General features: G+C 51.3%; 22 protein-coding genes and 1 pseudogene. 12 read left to right on the forward strand and 11 right to left on the reverse strand.

Features of this window, described 5'->3' with window-relative positions; genetic code table 11:
• The first annotated feature begins 142 nt into the window (after positions 1–142).
• From FDW96_RS08045 to FDW96_RS08095, 9 genes and pseudogenes are all read left to right on the forward strand, one after another.
• On the forward strand, positions 143–1,141 hold the full coding sequence (locus FDW96_RS08045; RefSeq protein WP_137365497.1) for an MsnO8 family LLM class oxidoreductase: 999 nt from the start codon (positions 143–145) through the stop codon (positions 1,139–1,141).
• A complete protein-coding gene (locus tag FDW96_RS08050; RefSeq protein WP_042308306.1) occupies positions 1,141–2,262 on the forward strand; it encodes an amidohydrolase in 1,122 nt (373 codons plus the stop codon). The genes FDW96_RS08045 and FDW96_RS08050 overlap by 1 nt, the downstream gene beginning before the upstream one ends.
• 25 nt (positions 2,263–2,287) lie before the next feature.
• A pseudogene (locus FDW96_RS25400) lies at positions 2,288–4,546 on the forward strand (NtaA/DmoA family FMN-dependent monooxygenase).
• 10 nt (positions 4,547–4,556) lie between these two features.
• The gene (locus tag FDW96_RS08065; RefSeq protein WP_042308308.1) at positions 4,557–5,066 is read left to right on the forward strand and encodes a GNAT family N-acetyltransferase; all 510 of its coding nucleotides are present in this window, start codon (positions 4,557–4,559) and stop codon (positions 5,064–5,066) included.
• 9 nt (positions 5,067–5,075) lie between these two features.
• Positions 5,076–6,002: an amino acid ABC transporter permease gene (locus tag FDW96_RS08070; RefSeq protein ID WP_137365499.1), complete on the forward strand. Its 927-nt coding sequence runs from the start codon at positions 5,076–5,078 to the stop codon at positions 6,000–6,002.
• Positions 5,986–6,759, forward strand: coding sequence for an amino acid ABC transporter ATP-binding protein (locus FDW96_RS08075; protein ID WP_042308310.1), 774 nt, complete (start codon positions 5,986–5,988; stop codon positions 6,757–6,759). The genes FDW96_RS08070 and FDW96_RS08075 overlap by 17 nt, the downstream gene beginning before the upstream one ends.
• A gap of 131 nt (positions 6,760–6,890) precedes the next feature.
• The gene (locus FDW96_RS08080) at positions 6,891–7,388 is read left to right on the forward strand and encodes a PAAR domain-containing protein (protein ID WP_252362858.1); all 498 of its coding nucleotides are present in this window, start codon (positions 6,891–6,893) and stop codon (positions 7,386–7,388) included.
• A 287-nt stretch (positions 7,389–7,675) separates the two neighbouring features.
• A complete protein-coding gene (locus tag FDW96_RS08090; protein WP_137365501.1) occupies positions 7,676–8,260 on the forward strand; it encodes a hypothetical protein in 585 nt (194 codons plus the stop codon).
• Position 8,261: 1 nt separating this feature from the next.
• Complete coding sequence (locus FDW96_RS08095; protein WP_137365502.1) at positions 8,262–8,657, forward strand: hypothetical protein; 396 nt, start codon at positions 8,262–8,264, stop codon at positions 8,655–8,657.
• A gap of 149 nt (positions 8,658–8,806) precedes the next feature.
• Here the strand turns inward: FDW96_RS08095 and FDW96_RS08100 are convergent, their stop codons facing one another.
• Positions 8,807–9,796: a zinc-dependent alcohol dehydrogenase family protein gene (locus FDW96_RS08100; protein WP_137365503.1), complete on the reverse strand. Its 990-nt coding sequence runs from the start codon at positions 9,794–9,796 to the stop codon at positions 8,807–8,809.
• 89 nt (positions 9,797–9,885) lie between these two features.
• Positions 9,886–10,815: a LysR family transcriptional regulator gene (locus tag FDW96_RS08105; RefSeq protein WP_137365504.1), complete on the reverse strand. Its 930-nt coding sequence runs from the start codon at positions 10,813–10,815 to the stop codon at positions 9,886–9,888.
• Positions 10,816–10,927: 112 nt separating this feature from the next.
• Here FDW96_RS08105 and FDW96_RS08110 point away from each other — a divergent pair, with 112 nt between their 5' ends.
• Together FDW96_RS08110 and pptA are read left to right on the forward strand one after the other, a co-directional pair.
• On the forward strand, positions 10,928–11,545 hold the full coding sequence (locus tag FDW96_RS08110) for a glutathione S-transferase family protein (RefSeq protein ID WP_137365505.1): 618 nt from the start codon (positions 10,928–10,930) through the stop codon (positions 11,543–11,545).
• A 39-nt stretch (positions 11,546–11,584) separates the two neighbouring features.
• On the forward strand, positions 11,585–11,812 hold the full coding sequence (gene pptA / locus FDW96_RS08115) for a tautomerase PptA (protein WP_137365506.1): 228 nt from the start codon (positions 11,585–11,587) through the stop codon (positions 11,810–11,812).
• Positions 11,813–11,850: 38 nt separating this feature from the next.
• Here pptA and FDW96_RS08120 read toward each other — a convergent pair whose 3' ends face one another.
• From FDW96_RS08120 to FDW96_RS08135, 4 genes are all read right to left on the reverse strand, one after another.
• Entirely contained in the window at positions 11,851–13,827 is a 1,977-nt protein-coding gene (locus tag FDW96_RS08120) for an alkyl/aryl-sulfatase (protein WP_079224151.1), read from the reverse strand.
• A 213-nt stretch (positions 13,828–14,040) separates the two neighbouring features.
• A complete protein-coding gene (locus FDW96_RS08125; protein WP_079224153.1) occupies positions 14,041–14,613 on the reverse strand; it encodes a flavin reductase family protein in 573 nt (190 codons plus the stop codon).
• Between the two features lie 68 nt (positions 14,614–14,681).
• Positions 14,682–15,839 (reverse strand): anaerobic sulfatase maturase, encoded by a 1,158-nt coding sequence (locus tag FDW96_RS08130; RefSeq protein WP_137365507.1) that lies wholly within the window; start codon positions 15,837–15,839, stop codon positions 14,682–14,684.
• A 61-nt stretch (positions 15,840–15,900) separates the two neighbouring features.
• Positions 15,901–17,580, reverse strand: a complete 1,680-nt coding sequence (locus FDW96_RS08135) for a sulfatase-like hydrolase/transferase (protein WP_061381315.1) — start codon at positions 17,578–17,580, stop codon at positions 15,901–15,903.
• 208 nt (positions 17,581–17,788) lie between these two features.
• On the opposite strand from FDW96_RS08135, the gene nhoA reads away from it, so the two are divergent.
• Positions 17,789–18,634 (forward strand): N-hydroxyarylamine O-acetyltransferase, encoded by an 846-nt coding sequence (nhoA, locus tag FDW96_RS08140; protein WP_061381316.1) that lies wholly within the window; start codon positions 17,789–17,791, stop codon positions 18,632–18,634.
• Between the two features lie 59 nt (positions 18,635–18,693).
• Here nhoA and FDW96_RS08145 read toward each other — a convergent pair whose 3' ends face one another.
• From FDW96_RS08145 to FDW96_RS08165, 5 genes are all read right to left on the reverse strand, one after another.
• Positions 18,694–19,587 (reverse strand): PhzF family isomerase, encoded by an 894-nt coding sequence (locus tag FDW96_RS08145; protein WP_137365508.1) that lies wholly within the window; start codon positions 19,585–19,587, stop codon positions 18,694–18,696.
• A 97-nt stretch (positions 19,588–19,684) separates the two neighbouring features.
• Complete coding sequence (gene narI, locus FDW96_RS08150; protein WP_038640663.1) at positions 19,685–20,365, reverse strand: respiratory nitrate reductase subunit gamma; 681 nt, start codon at positions 20,363–20,365, stop codon at positions 19,685–19,687.
• Positions 20,362–21,057, reverse strand: a complete 696-nt coding sequence (narW, locus tag FDW96_RS08155; protein ID WP_137365509.1) for a nitrate reductase molybdenum cofactor assembly chaperone — start codon at positions 21,055–21,057, stop codon at positions 20,362–20,364. The genes narI and narW overlap by 4 nt, the downstream gene beginning before the upstream one ends.
• The gene (narH, locus tag FDW96_RS08160; protein ID WP_137365510.1) at positions 21,057–22,601 is read right to left on the reverse strand and encodes a nitrate reductase subunit beta; all 1,545 of its coding nucleotides are present in this window, start codon (positions 22,599–22,601) and stop codon (positions 21,057–21,059) included. The genes narW and narH overlap by 1 nt, the downstream gene beginning before the upstream one ends.
• The gene (locus FDW96_RS08165; RefSeq protein ID WP_137365511.1) at positions 22,598–26,338 is read right to left on the reverse strand and encodes a nitrate reductase subunit alpha; all 3,741 of its coding nucleotides are present in this window, start codon (positions 26,336–26,338) and stop codon (positions 22,598–22,600) included. Before FDW96_RS08165 ends, narH begins: the two co-directional genes overlap by 4 nt.
• Positions 26,339–26,348 lie beyond the last annotated feature (10 nt).

A 26,348-nucleotide genomic window follows, 5' to 3' on the forward strand; every position in this document is an offset into this window, starting at 1 on the left:
TCAAGGAATCCACTGGTATTATCCCTGATGGCAACAAGGCTGGTTATCTACTTTTTAGCTGAGTAAATGTGAATTAAGTGTTTCATTATGGTTATTTGATGATTTAATAATAAAGACATGTTAACAAACATGGGCCTGTAACATGTCATATCGCCTGAGTATTCTGGATAAAAGCCCCGTTGGGGAAGGAGAAACTGCCATGATGGCGCTTGCCCGGACCTTGCGTCTGGCGCAACTGGCAGAAGAGTGGGGATACCATCGTTTCTGGATCGCGGAACACCATAATACACCCCAGCTGGCCAGCCCGTCGCCGGAGCTGGTGATCGCCTGGATCCTCGGGCAAACCCAGCGTATCCGCGTAGGTTCCGGCGGCGTGATGCTGCAGCATTACAGCCCGTACAAAGTGGCGGAAAACTTCAATCTTTTGGCATCACTGGCACCGGGGCGTGTTGATCTTGGTGTAGGAAAAGCGCCAGGCGGCTTACCCCTGTCGACTCAGGCGTTACAGTTGGGACTTCATGCGGATGAAAAAGGCAGTTTTGCTGACCAGCTTTCCCAGCTTAACGACTGGCTGGCGTTAAGCGGAACGGAAAGCGGGGAAGCGGTATTCCCGACGCCAATCCCACCGCAACCGCCGGAAGGATTTGTTCTGGGAGCCAGTGTGCAAAGCGCTCAGCTGGCAGCGCAATCCAACTGGAATTTCATCTTCGCGGCACACCTCAACGGTGACAGAGCGTTATTGCGTGACGTTTTGTCCTTTTGGCAGACCCACAGTACACGCCCGACGATAGTCGCCGTCCAGGTGATTGTGGCTGACAGTAACGACACCGCCGCGCAGCTTGCCGAAAATGTGCAGATCTGGGGCGTGGAACTAGAAAATGGGCAACGCGTCACAGTTGCCAGCGAAGAGCAGGCGCTGGCATTCGCTGCGCAGGCTGGCAGTTCTCCCCGCAAAATCGCACGTCGTGAACAGGCCTTATTATACGGTACCGCCCACGACGTGCTGGCAAAACTGAACGGCCTGCACGCGCAATTTGGCATTAATGAGTTCATTATCGACACGCCAGTGGCAGAGGGGCACGCGCGTCTGACGTCGCTACGTTTGTTGGCACAAGCCCATAACGCCGTGGAGGTGGTCTGATGACGCTGGCGACAACGCTTATCAACTGGCGTCGTGAATTGCATCAACATCCCGAACTTTCTCTGCAGGAAGTGGCGACGACGGCGCGTATTCGCGACTGGTTGCACGGTGCTGATGTCCAGATTCTGCCATTCAACCTGAAAACCGGTCTGGTCGCGGAAATTGGTCAGGGAGAAGAGATCATCGCATTGCGGGCGGATATTGATGCCCTCCCGATAGAAGAAAGCGCCGATGTTCCGTTTCGCTCACTCACACCGGGGGTGATGCACGCCTGCGGGCACGATATTCACACCAGCGTCATGCTTGGCGCCGCACTGCTGCTTAAGCAGCAGGAAGCTGACTTACCGGGGCGAGTCCGTATTTTGTTTCAGCCCGCTGAAGAAAGTTTTGGTGGCGCAAAAACACTGATTCGCGCCGGTGCTCTGCAAAACGTCGCGGCTATTTTTGGCATGCACAATGAACCGGGGTTGCCGGTAGGAGAGTTCGCTACGCGCGGTGGTGCATTCTATGCCAATGTTGATCGCTTTGTGTTACGTATCAATGGTAAAGGCGCACATGCGGCGCGTCCGCATGAAGGCAAAGACGCCATCCTGCTCGCCAGCCAACTGGTAACAGTGTTGCAAAGCGTTGCCAGTCGCGACGTTAACACCCTGGATTCAGTGGTGCTCAGCGTGACCCGTATTCAGGGAGGAAACACATGGAACGTGCTGCCAGAGTCCGTAGAGCTGGAAGGAACGCTCAGAACGCATCGCATAGAAGTGCAGCAGCAGGTCAAAGCCCGGGTAAATGATATCGCGGCCGGATTTGCCCACGCTTTTGGCGCACAAATTGATGTTATCTGGCACGCGGGACCGACCGCGCTGGTGAACGATGATCGTTGGGCCGATATCGCCACCGCCGTGGCGAAACAATCAGGCTACGCCACCCACCATGCCGACCTGCATATGGGCGGGGAGGATTTTGCCGTCTACCTGCAAAATACGCCTGGGGCGTTCGTCAGTATTGGCAGCGCCAGCGAATACGGATTACATCATCCGGGATTTAATCCGGATGAACGTTTAATAGAACCCGCCGCGCACTATTTTGCTCATTTAGCAAAAACGGCATTCGCACACATTTAATTTTATCTGTTGGGTAGGGGTTATTATGGCTGGAAATCGGCAACTACGGCTCGGCACTATTCTGCATGGCGCATCGGGTAATATGTCTGCATGGCGTCATCCGGCAGCGCAGGCCGATGCCAGTATTAATTTTGACTTTGTTAAAGAAACGGCGCGTATTGCGGAAAAAGGGAAGTTGGATTTTATTTTTGTCGCCGATGGTCTGTATATTAATGAAAAATCAATCCCGCATTTTTTAAATCGCTTTGAGCCGCTGACGGTATTATCTGCTTTGGCCAGCATCACCCGCAATCTGGGACTGGTTGGCACCGTCTCCACGTCATACAGTGAGCCCTTTACCACCGCCCGGCAGTTTGCCAGCCTCGACCATCTCAGCGAGGGGCGTGCCGGATGGAACGTGGTGACGTCGCCTCTGGAAGGGTCGGCAAAAAACTATTCCCGGGCCCAGCATCCAGAGCATGCCCAGCGTTATCGTATTGCCGATGAATATTTACAGGTGGTGAAAGGACTGTGGGATTCCTGGGAGGATGATGCTTTTACCCGTAATAAGGCAAGCGGGGAGTTTTTTAATCCGCAAAAACTGCACACGCTTAACCATCATGGGGATTATTTTCAGGTCGCCGGGCCGTTAAATATCGGGCGTACACCACAAGGCCGTCCAATTATATTTCAGGCAGGTGCTTCAACCGATGGCAAGAAATTAGCGGCGCAGCATGCCGATGCCATTTTCACTCATCAGGAGTCGCTGGCAGAGGCTAAAGCGTTCTATCAGGATGTAAAAGGCCAATTAGCAACCACCGGGCGCGGTCCCGATCAACTGCATATATTCCAGGGCGTCAGCGTTATTGTTGGCGACAGCGCAGAGGACGTGGAGCAGCAGTATCAGACGACCGCTGCGCTGGTTTCCATCACTGACGCACTGAACTACCTTGGCCGCTACTTCGAACATCATGATTTTGCCCAATATCCGCTGGACGCACCATTCCCGGATCTGGGATCCCTCGGACAAAACAGCTTTCGCAGCACGACCGATGAGATCAAGCGCAATGCGCGCGAGCGTGGATTAACGCTACGTCAGGTTGCTCTGGAAGCAGCCAGCCCGCGTCCGCGTTTTAGCGGCACGCCTCAACAGGTGGCCGACGGACTTCAGCAGTGGTTCGACGAGAAAGCCGCTGACGGTTTTATCATTCAGGGAGGAACGCCGGATACCTTCCCACGATTTGTTGAGCAGGTTATCCCCGAGCTTCAGGCTCGTGGTCTGTTCCGCCATGAATATCCCGGTACGACCCTGCGCGCAAGCCTGGGATTAGCAACACCTGCAAATCAATTCACACAATAAGAGAAAAACGCTATGCAGAAAAAATCAGTATTCCTCGCGCTGTCGCTGGCTTTCAGCGCGACCGTCTGGGCAAATGACGTGACCATTAACGGCACGGGCGTAAGCCTGGAAGCCAATAAAACGCCGATTAATACGGCAAAAAATCCGCAGGCGATTGCGCAATTACCCGCGAACCTGCACCTGGCCGTTCCGGGCAAATTTACTGTGGCGATTGCCGGGCTCAGTCAGCCGCCGCTGACCGTATTTGCCGATGACAATAAAACACTGATCGGCAGCGAGGCGGACATTGCCCGTCTGGTGGCAGACAGTTTGGGTCTGGAACTCAACGTTGTGCCTACATCATGGGAAGATTGGCCGCTGGGGGTCACCTCCGGCAAATACGATGCCGCGATCAGCAATATTACCGTCACAAAAGCGCGCAAAGAGAAATTCGATTTCGCGACCTATCGTAAGGACTCCCTGGGCTTTTATGTCAAAACCGGCAGCAAGCTGAAGAAAATCGAGCAGGCGGAAGATATCGCCGGTCTGCGCATTATCGTCGGTTCGGGGACGAACCAGGAAGCCATCCTGCTGGCCTGGAACGATGAAAACGTGAAGAAAGGGTTACAGCCGTTTACGCCAGTGTATACCAAAGACGATGCCGCCCAGACTCTGGCCCTGCAGTCAGGTCGCGCTGATGCCTACTTCGGTCCTAACGTTATCGGCGCGTGGAAAGCCGCGCTCAACGGTAAAACGCAGTTGGTGGGTAGCGTTGATGGCGGTTGGCCAAAAGCGGCACATATCGCCGTGACGCTGAAAAAAGACAGCGGTTTGGTGCTGCCTGTGCAAACCGCCCTCAACGGCGTGATTGGCAACGGCGACTACGACAAGGTACTGAACCGTTGGGGGGAAGGGGTGGAACGCATTCCGCAATCTGAAATCAACCCAGCCGGGTTAGGCGACTAAGGAGGTCATCGTGAGCGATCAATTTCGCGTGGTCTCACCTGAAGCCAGCGAGCTGCAACCCATTTTGAACGGTCTGTTTGGTGAATATGCCGCCCGCTATGGCGATTATTTTTCTCGCGACGCAGAGGTGGAACTGACCGAATGGTATCTGGCGCCGCAGGGACTGTTTGTGGTCCTGGAGCGTGGCGGCGAGATTATCGCCACCGGAGCCTACAAACCTTACGACAAAGACACCGCCGAGATTAAGCGTATCTGGACGAAAAGCACGCTACGTCAGCAGGGACTGGCGGCACGCGTGGTGCAGGAACTGGAGCGTCGGGCGCTGCTCGCGGGCTACAGCCGGATATATCTGACCACAGGATTTCGCCAGCCGGAGGCCGTCCGGCTGTATTTAAGTCAGGGCTACGATCCGCAATTTGATACGGCGCGGGATCCGGAAGAGTACAGCCAGCCGCCGTTTGATGGACGACTGCGCTTTACCAAACTGTTGACCATCGCCGGTCAGGCCAGAATTGCCTGAGGAGATAAAATGAAAACGACTGATAGCATTAAAGTCGTACCGGCGCGCTATCCTATGCGCACCGTGGGAGCGGTTGTTGCCTTGTTTGTCCTGGCGGTGATTATCCAGTCCGTGGCATTTAACCCGCGCTGGGAATGGGCCGTATTTGCCCGCTGGTTCTTTGATCCGGTTATCTTGTCCGGTCTCGGACAAACATTGTTGCTGACGCTTATCGGTACGCTGTTGAGTATTATCATCGGCGGTCTGCTGGCGCTGGCGCGACTTTCATCTTCCTGGTTGCTGAACGGCCTGGCATGGGGATACATCTGGCTGTTTCGTTCATTACCGTTGATTGTGGTGCTAATCGTTCTGTACAACTTCTCCTATCTGTACGACACGTTGACGATTGGTATTCCGTTTACTCCGCTTCAGTGGGGCAGTTTTGAGACCATCAATGTACTCGGCCAGTTTTCCACTGCGGTAGTCGGCCTGACGCTGGTGCAAAGCGCCTATACCGCTGAAATTATTCGTGGTGGATTTTTGGGGGTTGATCACGGTCAGTACGAGGCCGCTGCGGCGCTGGGCTTACCGGCATGGCGACGTACGTTGCGGATTATCCTGCCGCAGGCGCTGCGCACCATTTTACCTGCCGGGTTCAATGAAATCATCAGTCTGGCGAAAGGGACGGCGATGGTATACGTGCTGGCCATGCCGGAGTTGTTCTACACAATCCAGATGATCTACAACCGCACGCAGGAGGTGATCCCGCTGCTGATGGTTGGCGCGGTGTGGTATCTGGTGATTACCAGCGTCCTGTCGCTAATTCAGCACCTGGTCGAACGCGCGCTGGCACGTAGCGAACGACGTTCAGCGATCAATACCGCCCGGGTGAGTCGTGCAGAAAAACGCAGTCGTCAACGTCCACAGCAGGAGGCCGCCCATGTCCCACTCGCCTGAAGGCCATATTTCTATTACCGGCGTCAGCAAATACTTCGGCCGCCATAAAGCGTTGGATAACGTATCGCTGGAGATCCCGCCCGGTACGGTAACCGTTATTCTTGGCCCATCCGGTTCCGGGAAATCCACGCTTTTGCGGACAATCAACCATCTGGAGCGTGTGGATGAAGGGTTTATTCAAATCGATGGCGATTACATTGGTTATCGTCGGCAGGGAGATAAGCTGTATGAGCTGAAAGAGGCGGAAATTTTGCGCCAGCGCGTCAACGTCGGCTATGTGTTTCAGAATTTTAATCTGTTCCCACACCTAACGGTGCTGGAGAATTTGATTGAAGCGCCCATTGCACACGGACTGGCATCGCGTAAAGCCGCCACCGAGCGGGCATTAACCCTGCTTGATGCGGTAGGGCTGCGTAATAAAGCCGATGCCTGGTCGCGTCACTTATCCGGCGGACAACAACAACGTATCGCCATTGCCCGTGCACTGGCATTAAATCCGCGCGTCATGCTGTTTGATGAACCCACGTCAGCGCTTGACCCCGAACTGGTGGGCGAAGTGCTGGATGTGATTAAAACGCTGGCGCAGTCGGGAACCACGCTGGTTGTGGTAACGCACGAGATTGGCTTCGCCCGGGAAGTGGCGGACCAGGTGGTGTTTATGGTCGATGGCAAAATTGTCGAGCAGGGCAGCAGCGAACAGGTGCTGAATCATCCACGCCACACGCGCACCCAGCAGTTTTTGTCGAAAGTGCTTTGAGTGCTGCGTCCAAAGAGTGAAATTATCAAGAAAATATGAACGTCCGTTAATCCTAAATTAGTCTTCCTTTTGAGTAACAATCTTAGTGACTAATTATCAAAAAATCACTTTATTATCAGGTGAATAATGACTTGGATCTGGAATATATCACCCTTAATGAAGTTGTGAGCAAGCATAGTAAAACTTTGCTTAAATCATGTGTTATGTATCATGCCATTGAGTATTACCACTTTTTAACTAAGGAATTGAAAATGGTAAGAGCACTGGCCTGTCTCGGCGATAAAACAAGTTATGGAAAAATTATTACTGCTTCTGCATCCTGGTATGATGGTGATAGAGCTATTGCCCAAACCGGTGACAGGGCAATTTGTCGGAAATGCAATGGACATATTCCAATTTTCGCTTCTGCAGTGGACTGGATGGAAAATGGTAAAGCATATGTAGCTACTGGCGACAGGGTGTTGTGTGGCTGCTCCAATCACTATGTTTTTGGTACAGCCACACAATATACCAGCAGTGTTGCGGGTACTTTAACCACCCGCGACACCAGTCAATTATCGATAATGATGCAGAACTCACAGTGTTACTCCAAAGCCTTTCACAAAGATGTATACGCTTGCAGAATTTAGTACAGGTAAAGCATGGTCTGGGGCTAAACGTGAAAATCTCTGTTATTTTGAATCGGCAGGTACACCTAAACCTGAAAGTCAGTGCGGTGAAATGAAAATAATTACCATAACCTGCGAGGAGAGACCATTTATAGCAAAAGAATATCCCCAGGGATCCTTTTGATAAAAAAATAGTAGAACGTCAAATAGAAGAAAGATTTAACGGATTTAATTTCCCTAATCAAATAGCTGCAAGTGTATGTGGACCTGCAGCATTTTTTTACTGCCTGCAAAAGGATCGCCCTGATGTGTATGCGCAAGCTGCTCGTGAACTTTGGCGATACGGAAAAACTAAAATAGGTAATTTAATCATTTCGCCAGGTAAAGGCTGTCGGCATCCTACAGGTGCATTTTACTATGATGACGGCAGACCGAAGATAGCCGGTACAGACTGGATGACACTTGCTGGACTCAGAGATTCAGAGAATACAATGCTGAGCTTTGATGCTCTTGATTCTCCAGTTGCTGGTATCACAATTTGGCAAATTTTGGCAGAATGGTTTGAAAAAGTCGGCTATAAAATGGTTTTCAGTAATGTCGGTATTACTCAGGCGGGTGTTCAGGGAATCAGAGATTTAAATAAATATATTGAGCAAGATTATAAAGTCGTAACATTGATAAATGATGGACTTCTTGTAAATAGTACAAATAAAACAACATTACCTACACACTGGGTTGTTTGGAATGGTTCAGTCATGCAAGATCCTAATGGATATATTAGTTTGGAATTGTTTTCTTGGGGAAAGGAAAAAAACTGGATAAAACCAAACAAAGATTTGCAATTTTTTATCAACAGGTTTTTTGGAGGGATGGTTTTCAAATCATTGAAATAAAATGGGGAAATTTTTTTTGGTTCTGCCTTTATTTTTACTGTCTGCCTGTTCGTTGCAGGCAGAATTCACTCCAGAAGGGGTGGTACTTAATGATGCAACTGTTGGCATTCCCTATTATAACCAAATAAATATATTTGGTGGAGTAGTTCTTTCTTATGATCTTTATGGTAAACAAGTCGTTGCTGGAGATATTCATCCAGATAATTTAGGGCTTCACCTACAGTATTGTGATGATAATGAATTCAATAATTGTATCCAGATTAGAGGGACACCAACAAAAGCAGGCATAGCTAAAGTGCGAGTACATGGGGGCTTAGGTGGCGGAATGCTTTCAAAATCAGGAGAGTTCGATAAAACCTATACTATTACGGTCAAAGATTCAGAAGGATCTTCTTAAGATCGTTTGAGAGGCGCTCTCAGCATAGCTAAAAATAGCATTAACGTACAATATTAGGTGCTGAATCATCCACGCCACACGCGCACCCAGCAGTTTTTGTCGAAAGTGCTTTGATACACATTGCGGCACAAGGCTGTGCCGCACAGGGGTTATACAGTGACGACGATTTTACCTACCTGACCGTTGGCTTCCATGTATTGATGTGCCTTGACGATATCATCAAAGGCAAAGGTTTTATCAATCAGCGGCTTGAGCTGCCCGGACTGCAATCCTTCAAAGATAAACCGTTTCGCTCGCGAAAGTTTTTCTGCGTCCGCGGTGATTTCAAAAATTTCATAACCACGGAAAGTCAAATGGCGACCGAGGATCTCAATGACCGGTATAGAAAGGTCGCGTGCATCAAGCGAGCCATATTGGAAAAAGATCCCACCGGCTGGCATTGCCTGGGCAATTTTTGCCACTCCCGGGCCTCCGACCGGGTCGAAGACCACTCGGGTTCCTTTGCTATCAGTAATCCGTTGAATCTCAGCCACCAGATCCTGCTCCTGGCTTGCAATAACCTCTGCCGCGCCCAGTTGCAGTAGCTGAGCTCGTTTCTCACTGGTCCGCGTCATCGCAATAGGCTTAGCGCCGAGCATATTAGCAATCTGAATTGCCGCCAGTCCGACGCTACTGGAAGCAGCATTGATCAGCACATTATCTCCAGGTTTAATATCCGCATATTCAACCAGCGCACCAAATGCGGTCACATACATCATCCAACTGGCGGCGGCTTCGGCAAAGCTGAGGTTTTGCGGATGTTTTACGACCGCGTGTGCCGGGGCATTAACGACTTCTCCATACATACCATATTGATGAAAGCTGAAAGCCGGAATGACGCTAACGTAATCCCCAGGTGCAAACTCACCTACGTTGTCTCCTACGGATTCAACGACTCCGGCAGCTTCATAACCCAACCGTGCCGGGAAATTAGGTTGGTAAATATACTGGCCTGTGCGGTACATTATCTCCGCACGGTTGATACCAATAGCCCGTACGCGGATCTGAACCTCATTCGCATCAGGCGCGGGAACCTGCATGTCCTGAATCTTCAAGACGTCAGCGCCACCAATTTGATTAAAAACTACGACCTTAGACATAGCAGACCTCAGTAAATTGTTTGGTATTGGGTCCACACAATTTAACGATTCAGATGAGAGTGAAAAACCGCAGTTGCGGAACTTCACTATTACTGATTTTGTAATAATCTCTGAAGCCGCGGTGTTTGTTGGCTAAAAAGTTCGCACAGCCAGTCAATGAATACCCGCACCCGAGGGGCGAGATGACGTCTGTCTGGGTAAAGCACTGAAATCGGTTTTGATTCCCCGGCGTAATCGGCCAGTACCTCAACGAGCTGACCCGACTGGAGGTAGGGGGCCAGCACGGCATGCACACCGCGGATGATGCCGAGTCCCGATAAACAGCCGGTCAGCAATATATCGGAGTTATCAACGCTTATCCGTCCGGTGGGCGTGAATGATAAAATTTCACCTCCGCTGATGAAGGACCACTCCAGCGCTTCGCGGTGACGCTCGCTGAAAAAGTTAAGCGCCTGGTGTCGGGATAAATCCTCTGGCGTCTGCGGTACGCCATGTTGTTGCAAATAATCCGGTGACGCACAGGTCACCATCTTTACTTCACCAAGCCGCCTGGATATCAGGGAAGAGTCTTGTAACTCGCCGATACGGATCATGCAGTCGATACCTTCGGCAAGCATATCGATTCTACGGTCGGTGGAGGTGAGCACCATCTCGATATCAGGATACCGCGACTGGAAATCTTTCAGCGCAGGAACTAACACGGAGTGCGCCAGCGACAAAGGTGCATTAACCCTGAGTTTTCCGCGTGGCGGGCGAGTTGGCGAGAAAGAGGCCATGATGTCATCAACGTCACTGAGCAGTATTTTTGTACGTTGATAAAAAGCGTCACCTTCATCGGTCAGCGACACTTTACGGGTTGTGCGGTTAAGCAACTTGGCCCCCAGCTCGTCTTCAAGGTGCTGGATGGCTTTGGTCACTGCGGGGCGATGCAGGTGTAACACGTCTGCAGCTCTGGCAAATCCCCCTTGCTCAACAACCTGTATAAAAATGGTCATGTATTCAAACATACTCGAACGCATCGCTTATTATCTCCCGGTATCCGATCATTGTTATTATGAGAGTAATAATCATGTCTGCATAGGTTGTTGAATGCTGCTCTACACTTAGGGTTTTAACGTTGAGGGTTGCAGCATGATTAAGGTCTATGGGGTGCCGGGCTGGGGATCGGCCATCAGTGAAGTGATGCTCACACTGGCGGAGATCCCTTACAGTTTTATTAATGTCGACGGCTTCGATAGCGATGGTCCTTCGCGGGAACTGCTTAAGACAATGAATCCGCTATGCCAGGTGCCCACACTGGTACTGGAAAATGGCGAAGTCATGACGGAAACAGCGGCGATCGCCCTGATGATCCTCGATCGTTGTCCCGAGCTTTCACCCTCCGTTGGGCGCAGCGAGCGTCAGCAGTTCCAGCGTCTGTTGATATGGCTGGTGGCAAATGTCTATCCCACGTTTACCTATGCCGATTATCCTGAACGCTGGGTGCCGGATGCTCCGGCGCAGTTGAAAAAAAATTGTATTGAGTACCGAAAATCTTTCTATATGTGGTTGAATAACCAGCTAAGCGCCGAGCCGTACGCGCTCGGAGAGCAGTTAACCTTGCTGGACGTTTATATTTGCGTGATGCGTAGCTGGGGGCCAGGACATGACTGGTTCCAGGACAATACGCCGAATATTAGCGCCATCGCCGATGCGGTTTGTCAGCATCCGAGGCTACGTACTGTGCTGAAAAACAATAAGATTATTTGAGAAAACACGCTTTCTGACCAAAACAATAAGGAACCTGCTATGCCGCACGTTGATATTAAATGTTTTCCCCGCGATCTGAGCGACGAGCAAAAATCCGCGCTGGCGGCGGATATTACCGAAGTCATTATTCGTCATTTGCAAAGCAAAGACAGCTCGGTAAGCGTGGCGCTGAATGAAGTTGTGCCAGAGGCGTGGCAGGGCGTGTGGGATGCGGAGATTAAGCCGCAGATGGCAACGTTAATTAAAAAACCTGGCTACAGCATGTGAAATAAAACGGGCGAATTTTCCGCCCGTTTTCAACAGGTTTACGGTGTAACGATGTTAAACCAGAATTCGAACTTATCCATATAGCCGAGCATAGCGTCAAGTTTAGCGCCGTCGCCGGTTATCTTCACGTCACCGCTGTCTTGAGCCTGTTTCAGCGTCACTTCCTTAAGAATGATTTTATTGAGCGTGTCGCGATTCAGCGTGATCGTGGCGTCAGCCTCTTTTGCCTCGGCATTGGCGGTATGGTTTAGCACGCCATTTTCCAGCTCAAGCTTGTATTTACCGCCGTCGCTGCCAAGGTCGATGTTAAACACCGATTTGGCATCACCTGCTTTCTGCCCGTTAATATGTACCGCCAGATAGTCGAAGAACATTTCCGGCGTCATGGCGCGTACGGTATCCGGGCTGGCGGTGTTCGGGGTTGGGCCTTTAACCACACCATTACGCAGCTCTTGCGCACCGGTCAGGTAGAAATTGCGCCACGGGCCGGATTCAGCCTGGTATCCTAGCTGTTCCAGCGCATCAGCTTCCAGATTGCGCGCGGCCTGGTTATTGGGATCGGCAAACACCACTTTGCTCACCACCTGAGCCACCCAGCGATAGTTACCCTGGTCATAGTCGGCTTTTGCTTTCTGCAGAATGGCATCCGCTCCACCCATATAGTCGACGAATTTCTTCGCGGCTTCTTCCGGTGGCAGTTCATCCAGCGTTGCCGGGTTGCCATCAAACCAGCCGAGATAGAGCACATAGGTCGCTTTCACATCATGACTGACGGAACCATAGTAGCCGCGGTTAGCCCAGGTATGCGCCAGCGAGTCCGGCAGTTTAAAGTTCGCGGCGATTTCATCGCGGGTCAGACCTTCGTTAGCCATGCGCAGCGTCTGGTCGTTAATGTAACGATACAGATCCCGCTGACTTTTCAGCAGGTTCACGACTTTGTCATTACCCCAGGTTGGCCAGTGGTGCTGCGCCATCAGGATTTCTGCTTTATCTCCCCAGCGTACAATCGCTTCGTTGATGTATTTGGACCACGGCAACGGCTCACGAATTTTGGCCCCGCGCAGGGAGTAGGTGTTGTGCAGGGTGTGAGTGACGTCTTCAGCAGACTCAATCAGTTTCTTCTCTTCGATGTACCACAGCATTTCCGAAGGCGCTTCGGAGCCTGGGGCCAACATGAAGTCATAGGTCAGGCCATCAATGACCTCTTTTTGCCCGTCTTTTTCAATTATATTGGTTGGCGCAATCAGGGTGACGGTTCCCGCGGAGGTTGTGGTTCCCAGTCCGGCACCAACCTGACCTTTGGCATCAGGTTTTAGTAGATTGCCGTACATATAGCTCGCGCGACGGCTCATAACGTTGCCGGCCATGATATTCTCAGCCACCGCCGCCTCCATAAAGCCAGCAGGTGCATAAATCTTCACTTTGCCCGCTTTAACATCGGCTTCGTCAACAACGCCGCGCACGCCGCCGTAATGGTCAACGTGGCTGTGTGTATAAATCACCGCGACAACGGGTTTTTGACCGCGGTTTTTAAAGTAAAGATCCATCCCGACTTTGGCCGTTTCTGCTGATACCAGCGGGTCAACAACGGTGACGCCTTCTTTACCTTCAATGATCGTCATGTTGGACAGATCGAGGTTACGGATCTGATAAACGCCTTCCGTCACTTCAAACAGTCCGCTGATGTTGATCAACTGGGACTGACGCCACAGGCTCGGGTTTACCGTATCCGGGGCTTTATCACCTTCTTTAATGAACGCATATTGTTGCGGATTCCAGATGACATTTCCTTGCTCACCTTTGATCACATCCTGAGGAATAGGGGCGATGAAGCCTTTATGAGCATCGGTAAAGTCGGTGTTATCGGAGAAGGGCAGTTGGTTGTAGAGCGCATTGTTCGCTTGTTGCGTGGAAGCGGTTGCGTCTTTTGGCGCTTCAGCGGCAATCAGGGGAGCAGAGGCAGAGGTGAGTAACCCGGCAAGGATAAAACTTTGTGCGATTCTATTCAGTTGCATCGTAAAACCTCTCTGACACTTTATAAGTACAGTTGGGGGATGCTGCTTTGACTGATTGGGTTTGGAAGAGATATTTGAGTTAGAGCAAGATTAACTATAATTCACGCAAATGATTCAGCAAGGAAGTACAGCGATTCATCCGACTGGTTTTTCAGAAGTTTTAAGAACACGGTGAAGGATGGAAAGCATGAGCTACCATCCGTTAGCAGACAATTATTCACCTGCGGTAATGTGTCTTCCGCTGGAGACAAACGTTCCGGCCCCAAGGTGATGCAGGGTAGTGAGCTGGTCATCATCAAACTGCCATCGTCCTTCCACGAAGGCTCTCTCATCAGCGGCCGCCGAGACCACTTCCCCAAACAGGGTGTCATACTTTTCCTGCGCCGCCGTTGCAGGCAGTAGACGGCATTCCATCCATGCCAGGCATTTTGCTTCTATGAGCGGTAACCCCAGCACTGGTCCTTGCACCACAGGAATGCCGTAGCAGTTGAATTTATCTTCCACACGGCCGGAAACGCTGCCAACGGCCCAGGTCCAGTTGGCGGCGGCAACTCCCGGAATAACGATGCCAAACATGCCGCTGCGTTCAATTAGCTCACGTGACCAGGCTGTCTTGTCGACAACAATCGCGATACGCGGTGGTTCAAACTCAACGGGCATCGACCATGCTGCAGCCATCACGTTCCGCCGCTCTGTATGATCGTCTCGACTGGTGATTAAAATGGTCGGGCCGTGATTTAGCAGTCGACTGGCATGTTTTAGTTCGAGAGGACGAAAATGGCTCATAGCGATACCCTTTGCTGTGCGATTGGGGGCGCTTGCATTGCGACAACGCTCCCATTAGCAAAACTTTATCATTTGTTAATGGCTATTTTGTCATTAATCGACATGATGTAGTCCAGAGGTACATCATGCCGGGCAAGTTCTACAAACGCATTAAGATAAGGCACCATATTGGCGAACATTATTTGATAGCCCTGGCAAAACCAGGAAATTCTGGCACCTGTGCCGGGGGTTATTCTGTGTTTCGGGCAACCACCATTGCATAACGGCTTGTAGATACAGTGTAGACATTCATTTGCCAGAAGCTGTTTTTGCGTGGTTAATTGTGTGCTCTCCAGTAAAGATAACTCTGCGTTTGCTATATTTCCCAGCTTAAACTCGGGCCAGACAAAGTGGTCACATTCATAGATGTCGCCGTTGGATTCCAGCACAAAGTTGTTCCGGCATGCTTCCTGGAAGATACAGCTGGTGTGCCCATTGCCGAGCACTCGACTAAGGGTACTTTCAAACTGACGAATAAAGACCTTGCCAACGTCTTCTTTTACCCATTCATTAAAAATAGCCGACATGAAATGCCCGTAATCCGCAGGGGGTACCGTGAAATCAATCAGATGGAAAGTATCTTTCGATAAGTCAAAATGGATATTGGGTTCGCTGGTCTCAAGCAGTTCAATAAATTGCATATGTTGACTGCCAATCGATTTCAAAAAACGATAAACATCAAGGGGATGATGAACATTGTGGTTGTTCACGACAGTTAACGTATTGAATTGGATATGATGTTTTTTCAACAAGTTAATTGCTGACATGACTTTATCAAATGTCCCTTTACCAGAGCGGTTCGTACGATAACGATCATGTAATGTCTGCGGACCATCAATAGAAATGCCAACCAAAAAATCATGTTGTTTGAGGAACTGACACCACTCATCATTAAGCAAAATACCGTTGGTCTGTAGGGCATTATGTATTTTTTTGTGGCCCGCAAACTGCTGCTGGTAAGCGACTGCCGCCTGGAAGAAGTCGAGACCCGCCAGGGTTGGTTCACCGCCTTGCCAGGTAAAATAGACTTCTTTTTCACCCGAGTTGATGTAAGCCTCAATGAAATTTTTCAACGTGTGATCGGTCATCTGAGGCTGATGAGAAAACTGTTCTGCTTTATCCAAATAGAAACAGTACTCACACTTGAGATTACATTGATAACTGGTTGGTTTGGCAGTGATATGCATAATTTTTCTCTGAAAATTAAGACGGCAAGGGTACCCTGCCGTCGTGAGAACAAGCGGATGATTATTGTTCGCTATTTAGGGCATTTTTGATGTTGTTGAATTTTTCTTGATTAACCTGGCTCAAAGGTGGTTTGCTTTCCTTGATAAAATTCTTCACAACACTCTGCATTTTTTTGACCACATCAGGATGCTGAACGGCCAGATTATCTTTCTGCTGTAAATCGTTTAGCTTATACAGGCCCAGTTGCTTATTTTCGAAGGTGTAAACCAGAGAATAGTCATTACTACGCACTGTGTATGAGAATTGACTCAAATCTTCAGTATTAGGGTTGTTGGGATAATCATTGGATTCTTTACGAACATATTTATGGTAGTTATCCCAGAAAGGGATATTTTTCTCATCAAACCAATGGGAATAGGAAGTGACCCAGGTCAGATAATCATGTGGTGAACCGCTGTTATTTTTTGTCAGATAAGGCAGTAGCGATGTACCATCAAGTTTCAAATTTTGCGGGATGGTTATTTTCGCAGCGTCCAGAACGGTGGGGTAGAAATCCATCGCTGAGATAAGTTTGTCATAGTTGCCAGTATGCAGTTTCCCTTTCCACCACATAAACATTGGCGTGTGTGTTCCTCCAGGATAAGTTTGGCTCTTATATCCTTTTTGATCGCCATTCAGCGGGAGTGGTCCATCAATAACAGCACCGTTATCTGAAGTGAAGAGAATAATGGTGTTATCGTACTGTCCTGTTTCTTTAAGTTTTTCCAGCACCCGTTTCACGCCCTGGTCGACGGAATAAACAGCGGCATAAAAATTATCTGCTGTCTGACTGCCGGTATTGAACATTTTCTGATACTGCTCTGGCGCCGGGTTATCATTGGGTAGATGCGGCGCATTGTAAGCCAGATACAACATGAAAGGTTGATCTAACGTTTTGGCTCTGTCGATAGTCGCGATGGCTTCATCGGTCAGCTGATCGCTAATATAGCCTTTGGGCTGAATATGTTCACGATTACGGAAAAGAGAGGGGGAGTTATAATACGCCACACCCGCCGCATGGAATCCCATAAAGTAATTAAAGCCACGGTTTTGTGGTTGCCATTCCTCAGCTGAATATGTTGTATAATTATCGTGATAATCGCGAGTTTGTTTATCTTCAGCAACCGGCACATTGCTAATTTTCGACAAGTGCCATTTGCCAATTGCGGCGGTATAGTAACCGTGATTTTGAAACAATTCCGGCAGGAATGTTTCACTCAATGGAATACCATCTTGCGCATCAGTATTTGAATATACGCCAAAACGTGCAGGTGAACGACCGGTCATAATAGCCGCACGAGATGGACCAGACACGCCGTGTGCGACATATCCATTCGTAAAGCGAACGCCTTCATCCATTAATGAGAGTAATGTTGGCGTCGAGTTTTTCGCCGCTTCGATCGCTTTATCAATACCAATTTTATAGGTGTCGACGACCTCACGGTTCTCCATCGATTTGGGGTTAAATGAACGTTGATCAAACGGTAACTGTCCATATCCCAGATCGTCCATAGTCAGAATAATAACGTTAGGCTTTCCTTTGGTACTGTATTCAGTAGGCGTAAAATCAGAAAATGCGACATTCGTTTTAGTTGCTTTCAGTTTCACGTTATCCGCATAGGCAGGAGATGCCAGTATACCTGAAGCCAGTATTGCGGAAACGGAGGCCGCAACCGCGCCCTTGCGTGACAAAAGTCTCATAAATCTCAATTCCATATGTTTTATAGGGATTGTTATTTTGCTTTAGAAAATAAGATGAAAAAATGAATCAGCTCACAAAATAGCCTGCGTGTAAAAATAAGACCCGATAGTGAGTCATTAAGCTAAAACCGAGCTAAATAAATTGCTTCATCGGGAATGACACTATACTGTCGCCATCAAAGTGCAGAAACTAACTCACAGGATCCGTATGACGCCTTTTTTAAACGCTTATTTTGCCCGTATTGGCTGGTCAGGTTCGGCTAACGCCAACATTGAAACCCTGCGAGCGCTGCATTTACTGCACAACAGCGCCATTCCTTTTGAAAATCTCGATGTGCTGCTGCCACGCGAAATGCAACTCGACGACGCATCGCTGGAAGAGAAGCTGGTGACGGCGCGTCGCGGCGGTTATTGTTTTGAGCAAAATGGGTTATTTGAGCGGGCGCTCCGCGAAATCGGTTTTACCGTCCGCAGTTTACTTGGACGTGTGGTGCTGGCAAATCCGTCAAGCCTACCGCCACGCACGCATCGTCTGCTGCTGGTTGAGCTACAGGGAGAACAGTGGATCGCTGACGTCGGATTTGGTGGGCAAACGCTGACCGCACCGATTCGTCTGCAGGCAGATGTTGCACAGCACACACCACACGGGGAGTATCGTCTGATTCAGGACGGTGAAGACTGGATTTTGCAGTTCCGTCATCACGAACACTGGCAATCAATGTACCGTTTTGACCTGGTTATGCAGCATCAGAGCGATTATCTGATGGGCAACTTCTGGTCGGCGCATTGGCCGCAGTCGCATTTTCGTCATCATCTGCTGATGTGTCGTCATCTGCCAGACGGCGGTAAATTTACGTTAACCAATTTTCATTTTACCCATTATCAGGATGGCCATGCGGTAGAGCAGATTAATCTGCCCGACGTCGCCAGCCTGTACGCCTTATTGCAGGCGCGGTTTGGATTGGGCGTGGATGATGTGAAGCATGGATTTACTGAAGCAGAATTGGCGACGGTAATGGCGGCGTTTGATACGCACCCGGAAGCGGGGAAATAACGCCATCGGGAATAGTGCCGGATGCGGCGTAATCGCTATATCCGGCCCACAGGAATAGATTAAAAATCTATTGCCCACTCTGCATGAAACAGGATCACCGCCGAACCGGTAATGGTGACTTTTTCCGGCTGGTTATCACGAATAGCGACCGTCACATCAACTATACCGTCACGACCCAGCGCGCGGCCCTGATGCCCCTGAACACGTAACGTTTTGCCATCATGCTCCATCAGCCGGTGGTGAACCAGCCACGCGCCCATCGGCCCGTTGGCATTGCCCGTGACTGGATCTTCCACAATACCAATTGCGGGAGAAAACATGCGTCCATCGGTGGCGTTTTCGCCCTTACGGATTTGAAAAGGGAAGAAACCGTTACAGCCAATTTGTTGGCTGATTGTCGCCAGCGCCTGCAAATCTGGGGAAAGGGCGTCCAGGTCTACCTCAGGCTTTAGCGGAATCATCACTTTCGAATGGCCGGTGGTGGCAACCTGGATCGGCAGCCCTGGCAGCATATCGTCTTCGCTCAGATGCAGCGCGCGGATAATTGCAGTACGAACAGCGCCTTCCAGCGGAGGCTCAAATCCAGGTATTCCTTGCTCAAGGCTAATACGATAGTCATCCCCGATGGCTTCGATATCCACCCGATGACGTCCGGCCAGCGAGGTTTGCCAGACGGTAGTGTTGCCCAGCCCCAGCACATTGGCCCGCACATAGTGCGCCGCGACGGTAGCATGTCCACAGATGGGGACTTCGACCGTCGGTGTGAAATAGCGGATGTGTACATCGCTATCGTTGCTGGTCAGCAGGAATGCGGTTTCCGAATGACGCAGCTCGCGGGCAATCAGCTGCATCTGCGCTTCGCTCAGTCCGTCAGCATGCAGCACCACTCCCGCTGAATTACCGCGAAAGGGGACCGAGGTAAAGGCATCGACGTGGTAAACCTGTGGTTTCATTAGCGTTCTCCCTGGAATGGAGAAGCATCATAGCGTACAAAAAGCGGGATAGCGATGCAGACCTGGTGGCGCTTAGGCCACCAGGCATCAGAGGCAATTAGCGACGCGAGCGCACAATTTGATAGCGGCGGGTGAAGTACTCAAACGGCGCACTCCACACATGGACCAGACGTGTGAACGGAAACAGTAAGAATATCGTCATGCCTAACACCAGATGAGCACGGAATATCGGCGCCACGCCATCCAGATGCGCAGATGCGCCGCCCTGGAAGGTCACCACCGACTGCGCCCAACCGACCAGTTTCAGCATTTCACTGCCGTCAGGATGTTGTGCGGAGAACGGAATAGTGGTTAAACCGAGAATGCATTGAACCAGCAGAATGCACAGGATCAGAATATCGGCGGTGGATGATGTTGCACGAATGCGTGGATTAGTCAGACGGCGCACCAGTAAACCCGCGCCCCCAACCAGCGTTAACACGCCGCAGACACCGCCGAGAATCATTGCCATTTGCTGTTTCACCGCAATCGGCAGGAACCAGGCGTACATCCAGTGCGGTGTCAGCATGCCAAACAGGTGACCGAAAAAAATCCCCAGAATGCCGATATGGAACAAGTTTGACCATAACACCATGCCGCGTTTGTCCAGCATTTGACTGGAAGAGGCGCGCCAGGTGTATTGCCCGTAGTCGTAACGCAACCAACTGCCGAGAATAAACACCGTGCCGCACAGATACGGGTAGATATCGTAAAAGAAGACGTTCAGATACTGTATCATTTCGGACCTCCCGCGCTGACGTCGACGTACTGCGGCGCCACGTCCTGGCTAAAGCGTCGTTGATAGTTTTGTAACGGTGAACTGTCACAAGCGGTGGCGTTATCCTCGATAAACTTCACCTGTTCCTCTTCCCAGACTGCATCCAGCGCCTGACGGGTATCGTCACGTGTTTCTGCGGCAACCTGTTTGGTGACACTGTCACTTGAAAGAGGGCTTCCGGCAAGCAGCAGCAGGGCGTCAAACAGTTGATACCACGGCGTATCGCGCTGTTTTAAACGACCGCCAAGCAGCGCCAGAATGGGGGCGACATTCTGTAATCCTTCTTTGGCCTGGGCCTCCGGCAGCACGCTTAAATACTCCAGATACAACGGTAGATGATCCGGCAGCTCGCGGCAGTTAAGCTGGAGCCCGACCTTTTCATACTGCGCCAGCAGATCAACCATCGCCTGGCCGCGGTCACGTGACTCGGCATGGACATGTTCGAATAGCAACAGTGAGGTGGCGCGCCCCCGATCAAACACCTCACACCATTCGGCTTGCTTATCCAGTAATGGGGCATTGAGTAGTCCCCGGCTAAATTCGGTAAGCATTGGGGCATCGCTGGACAACAGCGCCAGCGCGTCGTCTTTACACTCCCACAGCAACTCGTCCGGATATTCCAGCAGCAGTCCGATAATCTTCAGAATTTGCATTATTCACCCTCCGCTTTATCGCGCACTTCGGTGATGTCGATGGCATCAATACGGCTGCTGTTAAACAGGTTGAATTTGGTATCCGAACCGTGACAGCCGTCGCCAAAGGTGAAACCACAACCGTTTTTCTCCGGGAAAGCGTCGCGCGCCATTTCACGGTGGCTGGTCGGGATCACGAAGCGGTCTTCATAGTTGGCGATAGCCAGATAGCGATACATCTCCTCGACTTGTTCAACCGTAAGACCGACTTCCTCAATGGCGCGGGTATCCGTCACGCCTTCGACGGTTTGTGAGCGCATATAGTGTCGCATCGCCATCATACGTTTCAACGCGCGCAATACCGGACCGGTATCGCCAGCACTGAGCATGTTGGCGAGGTACTGTACCGGGATACGTAGTGATTCCACCGCCGGCAAAATGTTGCCATTGTGCGGTAGGCCACCGGCATCAGCCACCGACTGAATCGGTGACAACGGCGGCACATACCAGACCATTGGCAGGGTGCGATACTCAGGGTGTAACGGCAGCGCCAGCTTCCAGTCCATTGCCATTTTGTAGACCGGCGAACGTTGGGCGGCGTCGATAACATTCTGCGGAATGCCTTGTTTTAACGCCTCTTCGATAACTGCCGGATCGTGCGGATTGAGGAACACATCGCACTGACGTTCATACAGATCGGTCTCATGCTCGGTGCTGGCCGCTTCCTCAATGCGGTCGGCGTCGTACAGCAATACGCCGAGATAGCGGATGCGCCCGACGCAGGTTTCCGAACATACCGTCGGCTGGCCGGATTCAATACGCGGGTAGCAGAAAATGCACTTCTCTGACTTACCGCTCTTCCAGTTAAAATAGATTTTCTTGTACGGACAGCCGCTGATGCACAAGCGCCAACCGCGGCATTTGTCCTGGTCGATCAGCACAATGCCGTCTTCTTCACGCTTATAGATGGCACCGCTCGGGCAGGTAGCGACACAGCTTGGGTTCAGGCAGTGTTCACAAAGTCGCGGCAAATACATCATGAAGGTGTTTTCGAACTGACCGTACATCTCCTTCTGCATTTTCTCGAAGTTACGGTCACGGGCGCGTTTTGAGAATTCGCCGCCGAGCAGTTCTTCCCAGTTGGGGCCCCAGATAATCTTGTCCATCCGTTTGCCGTCAATCAACGAAAGTGGACGCGCAGTGGGCTGGTTTTTGCTTTCCGGTGCGCTATGCAGATGTTGGTAATCATAGGTAAACGGTTCATAGTAATCATCGATTTGCGGGATCACCGGGTTGGCGAAAATTTTGGTAATCACCCCCATCTTGCCGCCCAGACGCGGTCTTATCTTGCCGTTAACATCGCGAACCCAGCCGCCTTGCCACTCTTCCTGATCTTCCCAATTTTTCGGATAACCAATCCCTGGTTTGGTCTCGACGTTGTTAAACCATGCATATTCCATCCCTTCGCGCCCGGTCCAGACGTTTTTACAGGTAACGGAGCAGGTGTGGCAGCCGATACACTTGTCCAGATTAAGAACCATGCCTACCTGTGAGCGTATTTTCATTTTTTCGCCTCCTGTACCTGATCGCGACCTTCATCATCCAGCCAGTTAATATTTTTCATTTTTCTAATCATGATGAACTCATCGCGGTTAGAGCCGACCGTACCGTAATAGTTAAAGCTGTACGCCAACTGCGCATAGCCGCCGATCATATGCGTCGGTTTCGGGCATACGCGGGTGACCGAGTTATGGATCCCGCCACGCATCCCGGTGACTTCTGAGCCGGGAATGTTCATGATTCGCTCCTGAGCGTGATACATCATGGTCATTCCCGGTGGCACGCGCTGACTCACCACTGCACGCGCGGTGAGCGCGCCATTGGCGTTAAAGGCTTCAATCCAGTCGTTATCTTCAATACCCAACTCTTTGGCATCGGTCTCGCTGATCCAGACAATGGGTCCGCCACGTGACAGCGTCAGCATCAGCAGGTTTTCGCTGTAGGTAGAGTGGATGCCCCATTTCTGATGCGGCGTCAGGAAGTTGAGCGCTTTTTCCGGGAAGCCGTTTGGTGGAACTTCACGCATGTCGCTGACGCTGCGGGTATCAATTGGCGGACGATACGCCACCAGGCTTTCACCAAATGCACGCATCCACGCGTGATCCTGATACAACTGCTGGCGACCGGACAGGGTACGCCATGGGATCAGCTCGTGGACGTTGGTATAGCCTGCGTTATAGGAGACATGTTCGCTTTCAAGGCCGGACCAGGTAGGGCTGGAGATAATTTTGCGCGGCTGCGCCTGAATATCGCGAAAACGGATCTTCTCATCTTCTTTGTTCAACGCCAGATGCGTATGGTCGCGTCCGGTCATCGCCCCCAGCGCTTCCCAAGCTTTGATCGCCACCTGACCATTGGTTTCCGGCGCCAGGGCGAGGATCACCTCCGACGCATCCAGTGCGGTGTCAATCAGCGGTCGGCCTTTTGCCGGGCCTTCGCGCTTGGTGTAGTTCAGCTTGCCGAGGAAATCGACTTCCGCCTGGGTATTCCAGGAGATACCTTTGCCACCGTTTCCGAGTTTGTCCATTAGCGGGCCGAGCGAGGTAAAACGTTCGTAGGTGGCAGGGTAGTCACGCTCCACGACGGCGATATTAGGCGCGGTTTTTCCTGGAACAAGATCGCATTCGCCTTTGCGCCAGTCGAGGATGTCAAACGGCTGCGCCAGTTCTGCCGGTGAGTCGTGTTGCAGCGGTTGCAGGACGATGTCTGTTTCTTGCCCAAGGTGCCCGACACAGACCTCTGAGAACACTTTGGCGATGCCTTTATAAATTTCCCAGTCGCTCTTCGATTCCCACGCCGGATCGACCGCCGCTGACAGCGGGTGAATAAACGGATGCATATCCGAGGTGTTCATATCGTCTTTTTCATACCAGGTCGCGGTCGGCAGAACGATATCGGAGAACAGACAGGTGCTCGACATACGGAAATCGAGCGTGACCAGCAGATCAAGCTTGCCTTCAATCGCCGCGGACTGCCATTCCACCTCTTCAGGTTTAATACCCTCGCTTGAACCGAGCGCTTCTCCCTGGATCCCGCTTTCGGTACCCAGTAAATACTTGAGCATGTATTCATGCCCTTTACCGGAGGAGCCGAGCAGGTTAGAGCGCCAGACAAAAAGGTTTCGCGGATGGTTGTGGCCGCTGTCCGGCTGTTCGCAGGCAAAACGAATATCACCCGATTTCAGCGCTTGTGCGGTGTATTCCACAGGAGACAAGCCAGCCAGCTCAGCCTTCGCTTTCACGGTCAATGGGTTGAGGTTAAGCTGCGGGGCGGACGGCAGCCAGCCCATTCTTTCGGCGCGTACGTTAAAGTCGATTAAATGTCCGCTAAATTTCGACGTGTCGGCCAGCGGAGAGAGGAGTTCCTGAGCGGTGAGTTTTTCATAACGCCACTGGCTGGAGTGGTTGTAGAAAAATGAAGTGCTGTTCATCTGACGCGGCGGACGGTTCCAGTCCAACGCAAAGGCCAGCGGTAACCAACCGGTTTGCGGACGCAGTTTCTCTTGGCCCACATAGTGCGCCCAGCCTCCGCCGCTTTGTCCCACGCAACCACAGAACACCAGAATGTTAATCATCCCACGGTAGTTCATATCCATGTGATACCAGTGGTTGACGCCAGCCCCGAGAATGATCATCGAACGGCCATGCGTTTTATGCGCCGTATCGGCAAACTCGCGGGCGATTTGTTCGATATGTCGGCGTGGCACGCCGGTAATTTGCTCGCCCCAGGCCGGAGTGTAGGCTTTCACTTCGCTGTAATCTTGTGCGCTATGAACGTCATCCAGACCACGATCGAGGCCATAATTCGCCAGCACCAGATCATAAACGCTCACCACCGGGCAACGGCTGCCATCGGCGAGGGTGAGACGTTTTACCGGAAGTTGCCGTACCAGCACAGGTTCTTGTTTGACGCTGCGAAAATGAGGGTTTTCGTTGCCGCCAAAGTAGGGGAATGCTACCCCAGCCACTTCATCATGCTGACCCAGCAACGAGAGGGAAAGTTCTGTTTCTGCCCCAGCGGCCAACGACTCGAGGTTCCATTTGCCTGTTTCACCCCAGCGAAAGCCGATGGAGCCGTTCGGCACGACCAGTTCGCCAGCACTGTTAAAGGCTACCGTTTTCCACTCCGGATTATTGCTTTCACCCAGACCATCGACAAGGTCTGAGGCGCGCATCATACGTCCAGGCACGTAGCTGCCATCTTCCCGGGTATCCAGTAAAACCAGCATCGGCATGTCGGTATAACGGCGACAGTAATTGAGGAAATAATCGCTGGGATTGTCGAGGTGGAACTCTTTCAGGATGACGTGGCCCATCGCCATCGCCAGCGCGCTGTCGGTCCCTTGCTTAGGTGCCAGCCACTGGTCGCACAGTTTAGCGACTTCCGAGTAATCCGGCGTAATGGCAATCGTCTTGGTGCCTTTGTAGCGCACTTCAGTAAAAAAGTGCGCGTCCGGCGTACGGGTCTGCGGGACGTTAGATCCCCAGGCGATGATATAACTGGAGTTATACCAGTCGGCGGATTCAGGAACATCAGTCTGCTCGCCCCAGGTCATCGGTGACGCAGGCGGTAAGTCGCAATACCAGTCATAAAAACTCAGGCAGGTGCCGCCAAGAAGGGAAAGATAACGCGTGCCTGCGGCATAGGAGACCATCGACATCGCAGGGATTGGGGAGAAGCCGGCCACGCGATCCGGGCCGTAGGTCTTCACCGTCCAGACGTTGGCGGCAGCAATCAGCTGATTAAGTTCTTTCCAGTTGGAACGGATGAAACCACCGCGACCGCGTACCTGCTTGTAGCTCTGGCATTTTTGCGGGTCGTTCATAATCGATTCCCAGGCCAGCACCGGGTCGGACTGGCGGGTCAGGGCGTCGCGCCACAGTTCGATCAAACGTTTACGCACTAACGGATATTTCAGGCGGTTAGCGCTGTAAAGATACCAGGAGTAGCTGGCGCCGCGCGGGCAGCCGCGGGGTTCATGGTTAGGCAGGTCAGGTCGGGTACGCGGGTAGTCAGTTTGCTGTGTTTCCCAGGTTACCAGTCCGTTTTTGACGTAGATTTTCCAGCTACATGAGCCGGTACAGTTCACGCCGTGGGTAGAGCGCACAATTTTATCGAACTGCCAGCGTTGGCGATAACTGTCTTCCCAGTCCCGGTTGGTGTGCATCACTTGCCCATGCCCCTCGGCAAACGTATCGCCCTTTTGTTTAAAGTAGCGAAAGCGATCTAACAGTTTACTCATGACATAACTC

This window comes from Citrobacter sp. TBCS-15, from assembly GCF_005280815.1.
GTDB classification, from domain to species: domain Bacteria; phylum Pseudomonadota; class Gammaproteobacteria; order Enterobacterales; family Enterobacteriaceae; genus Citrobacter; species Citrobacter werkmanii.

What these genes read in the sequence shown, in the direction of transcription:
- FDW96_RS08045 (WP_137365497.1), top strand. Translation starts at nt 143, where the DNA reads ATGTCATATCGCCTGAGTATTCTGGATAAAAGCCCCGTTGGGGAAGGA.
- FDW96_RS08050 (WP_042308306.1), top strand. Translation starts at nt 1,141, where the DNA reads ATGACGCTGGCGACAACGCTTATCAACTGGCGTCGTGAATTGCATCAA.
- FDW96_RS08070 (WP_137365499.1), top strand. Translation starts at nt 5,076, where the DNA reads ATGAAAACGACTGATAGCATTAAAGTCGTACCGGCGCGCTATCCTATG.
- FDW96_RS08075 (WP_042308310.1), top strand. Translation starts at nt 5,986, where the DNA reads ATGTCCCACTCGCCTGAAGGCCATATTTCTATTACCGGCGTCAGCAAA.
- FDW96_RS08095 (WP_137365502.1), top strand. Translation starts at nt 8,262, where the DNA reads ATGGGGAAATTTTTTTTGGTTCTGCCTTTATTTTTACTGTCTGCCTGT.
- FDW96_RS08100 (WP_137365503.1), bottom strand. Translation starts at nt 9,796, where the DNA reads ATGTCTAAGGTCGTAGTTTTTAATCAAATTGGTGGCGCTGACGTCTTG.
- FDW96_RS08105 (WP_137365504.1), bottom strand. Translation starts at nt 10,815, where the DNA reads ATGCGTTCGAGTATGTTTGAATACATGACCATTTTTATACAGGTTGTT.
- FDW96_RS08110 (WP_137365505.1), top strand. Translation starts at nt 10,928, where the DNA reads ATGATTAAGGTCTATGGGGTGCCGGGCTGGGGATCGGCCATCAGTGAA.
- pptA (WP_137365506.1), top strand. Translation starts at nt 11,585, where the DNA reads ATGCCGCACGTTGATATTAAATGTTTTCCCCGCGATCTGAGCGACGAG.
- FDW96_RS08120 (WP_079224151.1), bottom strand. Translation starts at nt 13,827, where the DNA reads ATGCAACTGAATAGAATCGCACAAAGTTTTATCCTTGCCGGGTTACTC.
- FDW96_RS08125 (WP_079224153.1), bottom strand. Translation starts at nt 14,613, where the DNA reads ATGAGCCATTTTCGTCCTCTCGAACTAAAACATGCCAGTCGACTGCTA.
- FDW96_RS08130 (WP_137365507.1), bottom strand. Translation starts at nt 15,839, where the DNA reads ATGCATATCACTGCCAAACCAACCAGTTATCAATGTAATCTCAAGTGT.
- FDW96_RS08135 (WP_061381315.1), bottom strand. Translation starts at nt 17,580, where the DNA reads ATGAGACTTTTGTCACGCAAGGGCGCGGTTGCGGCCTCCGTTTCCGCA.
- nhoA (WP_061381316.1), top strand. Translation starts at nt 17,789, where the DNA reads ATGACGCCTTTTTTAAACGCTTATTTTGCCCGTATTGGCTGGTCAGGT.
- FDW96_RS08145 (WP_137365508.1), bottom strand. Translation starts at nt 19,587, where the DNA reads ATGAAACCACAGGTTTACCACGTCGATGCCTTTACCTCGGTCCCCTTT.
- narI (WP_038640663.1), bottom strand. Translation starts at nt 20,365, where the DNA reads ATGATACAGTATCTGAACGTCTTCTTTTACGATATCTACCCGTATCTG.
- narW (WP_137365509.1), bottom strand. Translation starts at nt 21,057, where the DNA reads ATGCAAATTCTGAAGATTATCGGACTGCTGCTGGAATATCCGGACGAG.
- narH (WP_137365510.1), bottom strand. Translation starts at nt 22,601, where the DNA reads ATGAAAATACGCTCACAGGTAGGCATGGTTCTTAATCTGGACAAGTGT.
- FDW96_RS08165 (WP_137365511.1), bottom strand. Translation starts at nt 26,338, where the DNA reads ATGAGTAAACTGTTAGATCGCTTTCGCTACTTTAAACAAAAGGGCGAT.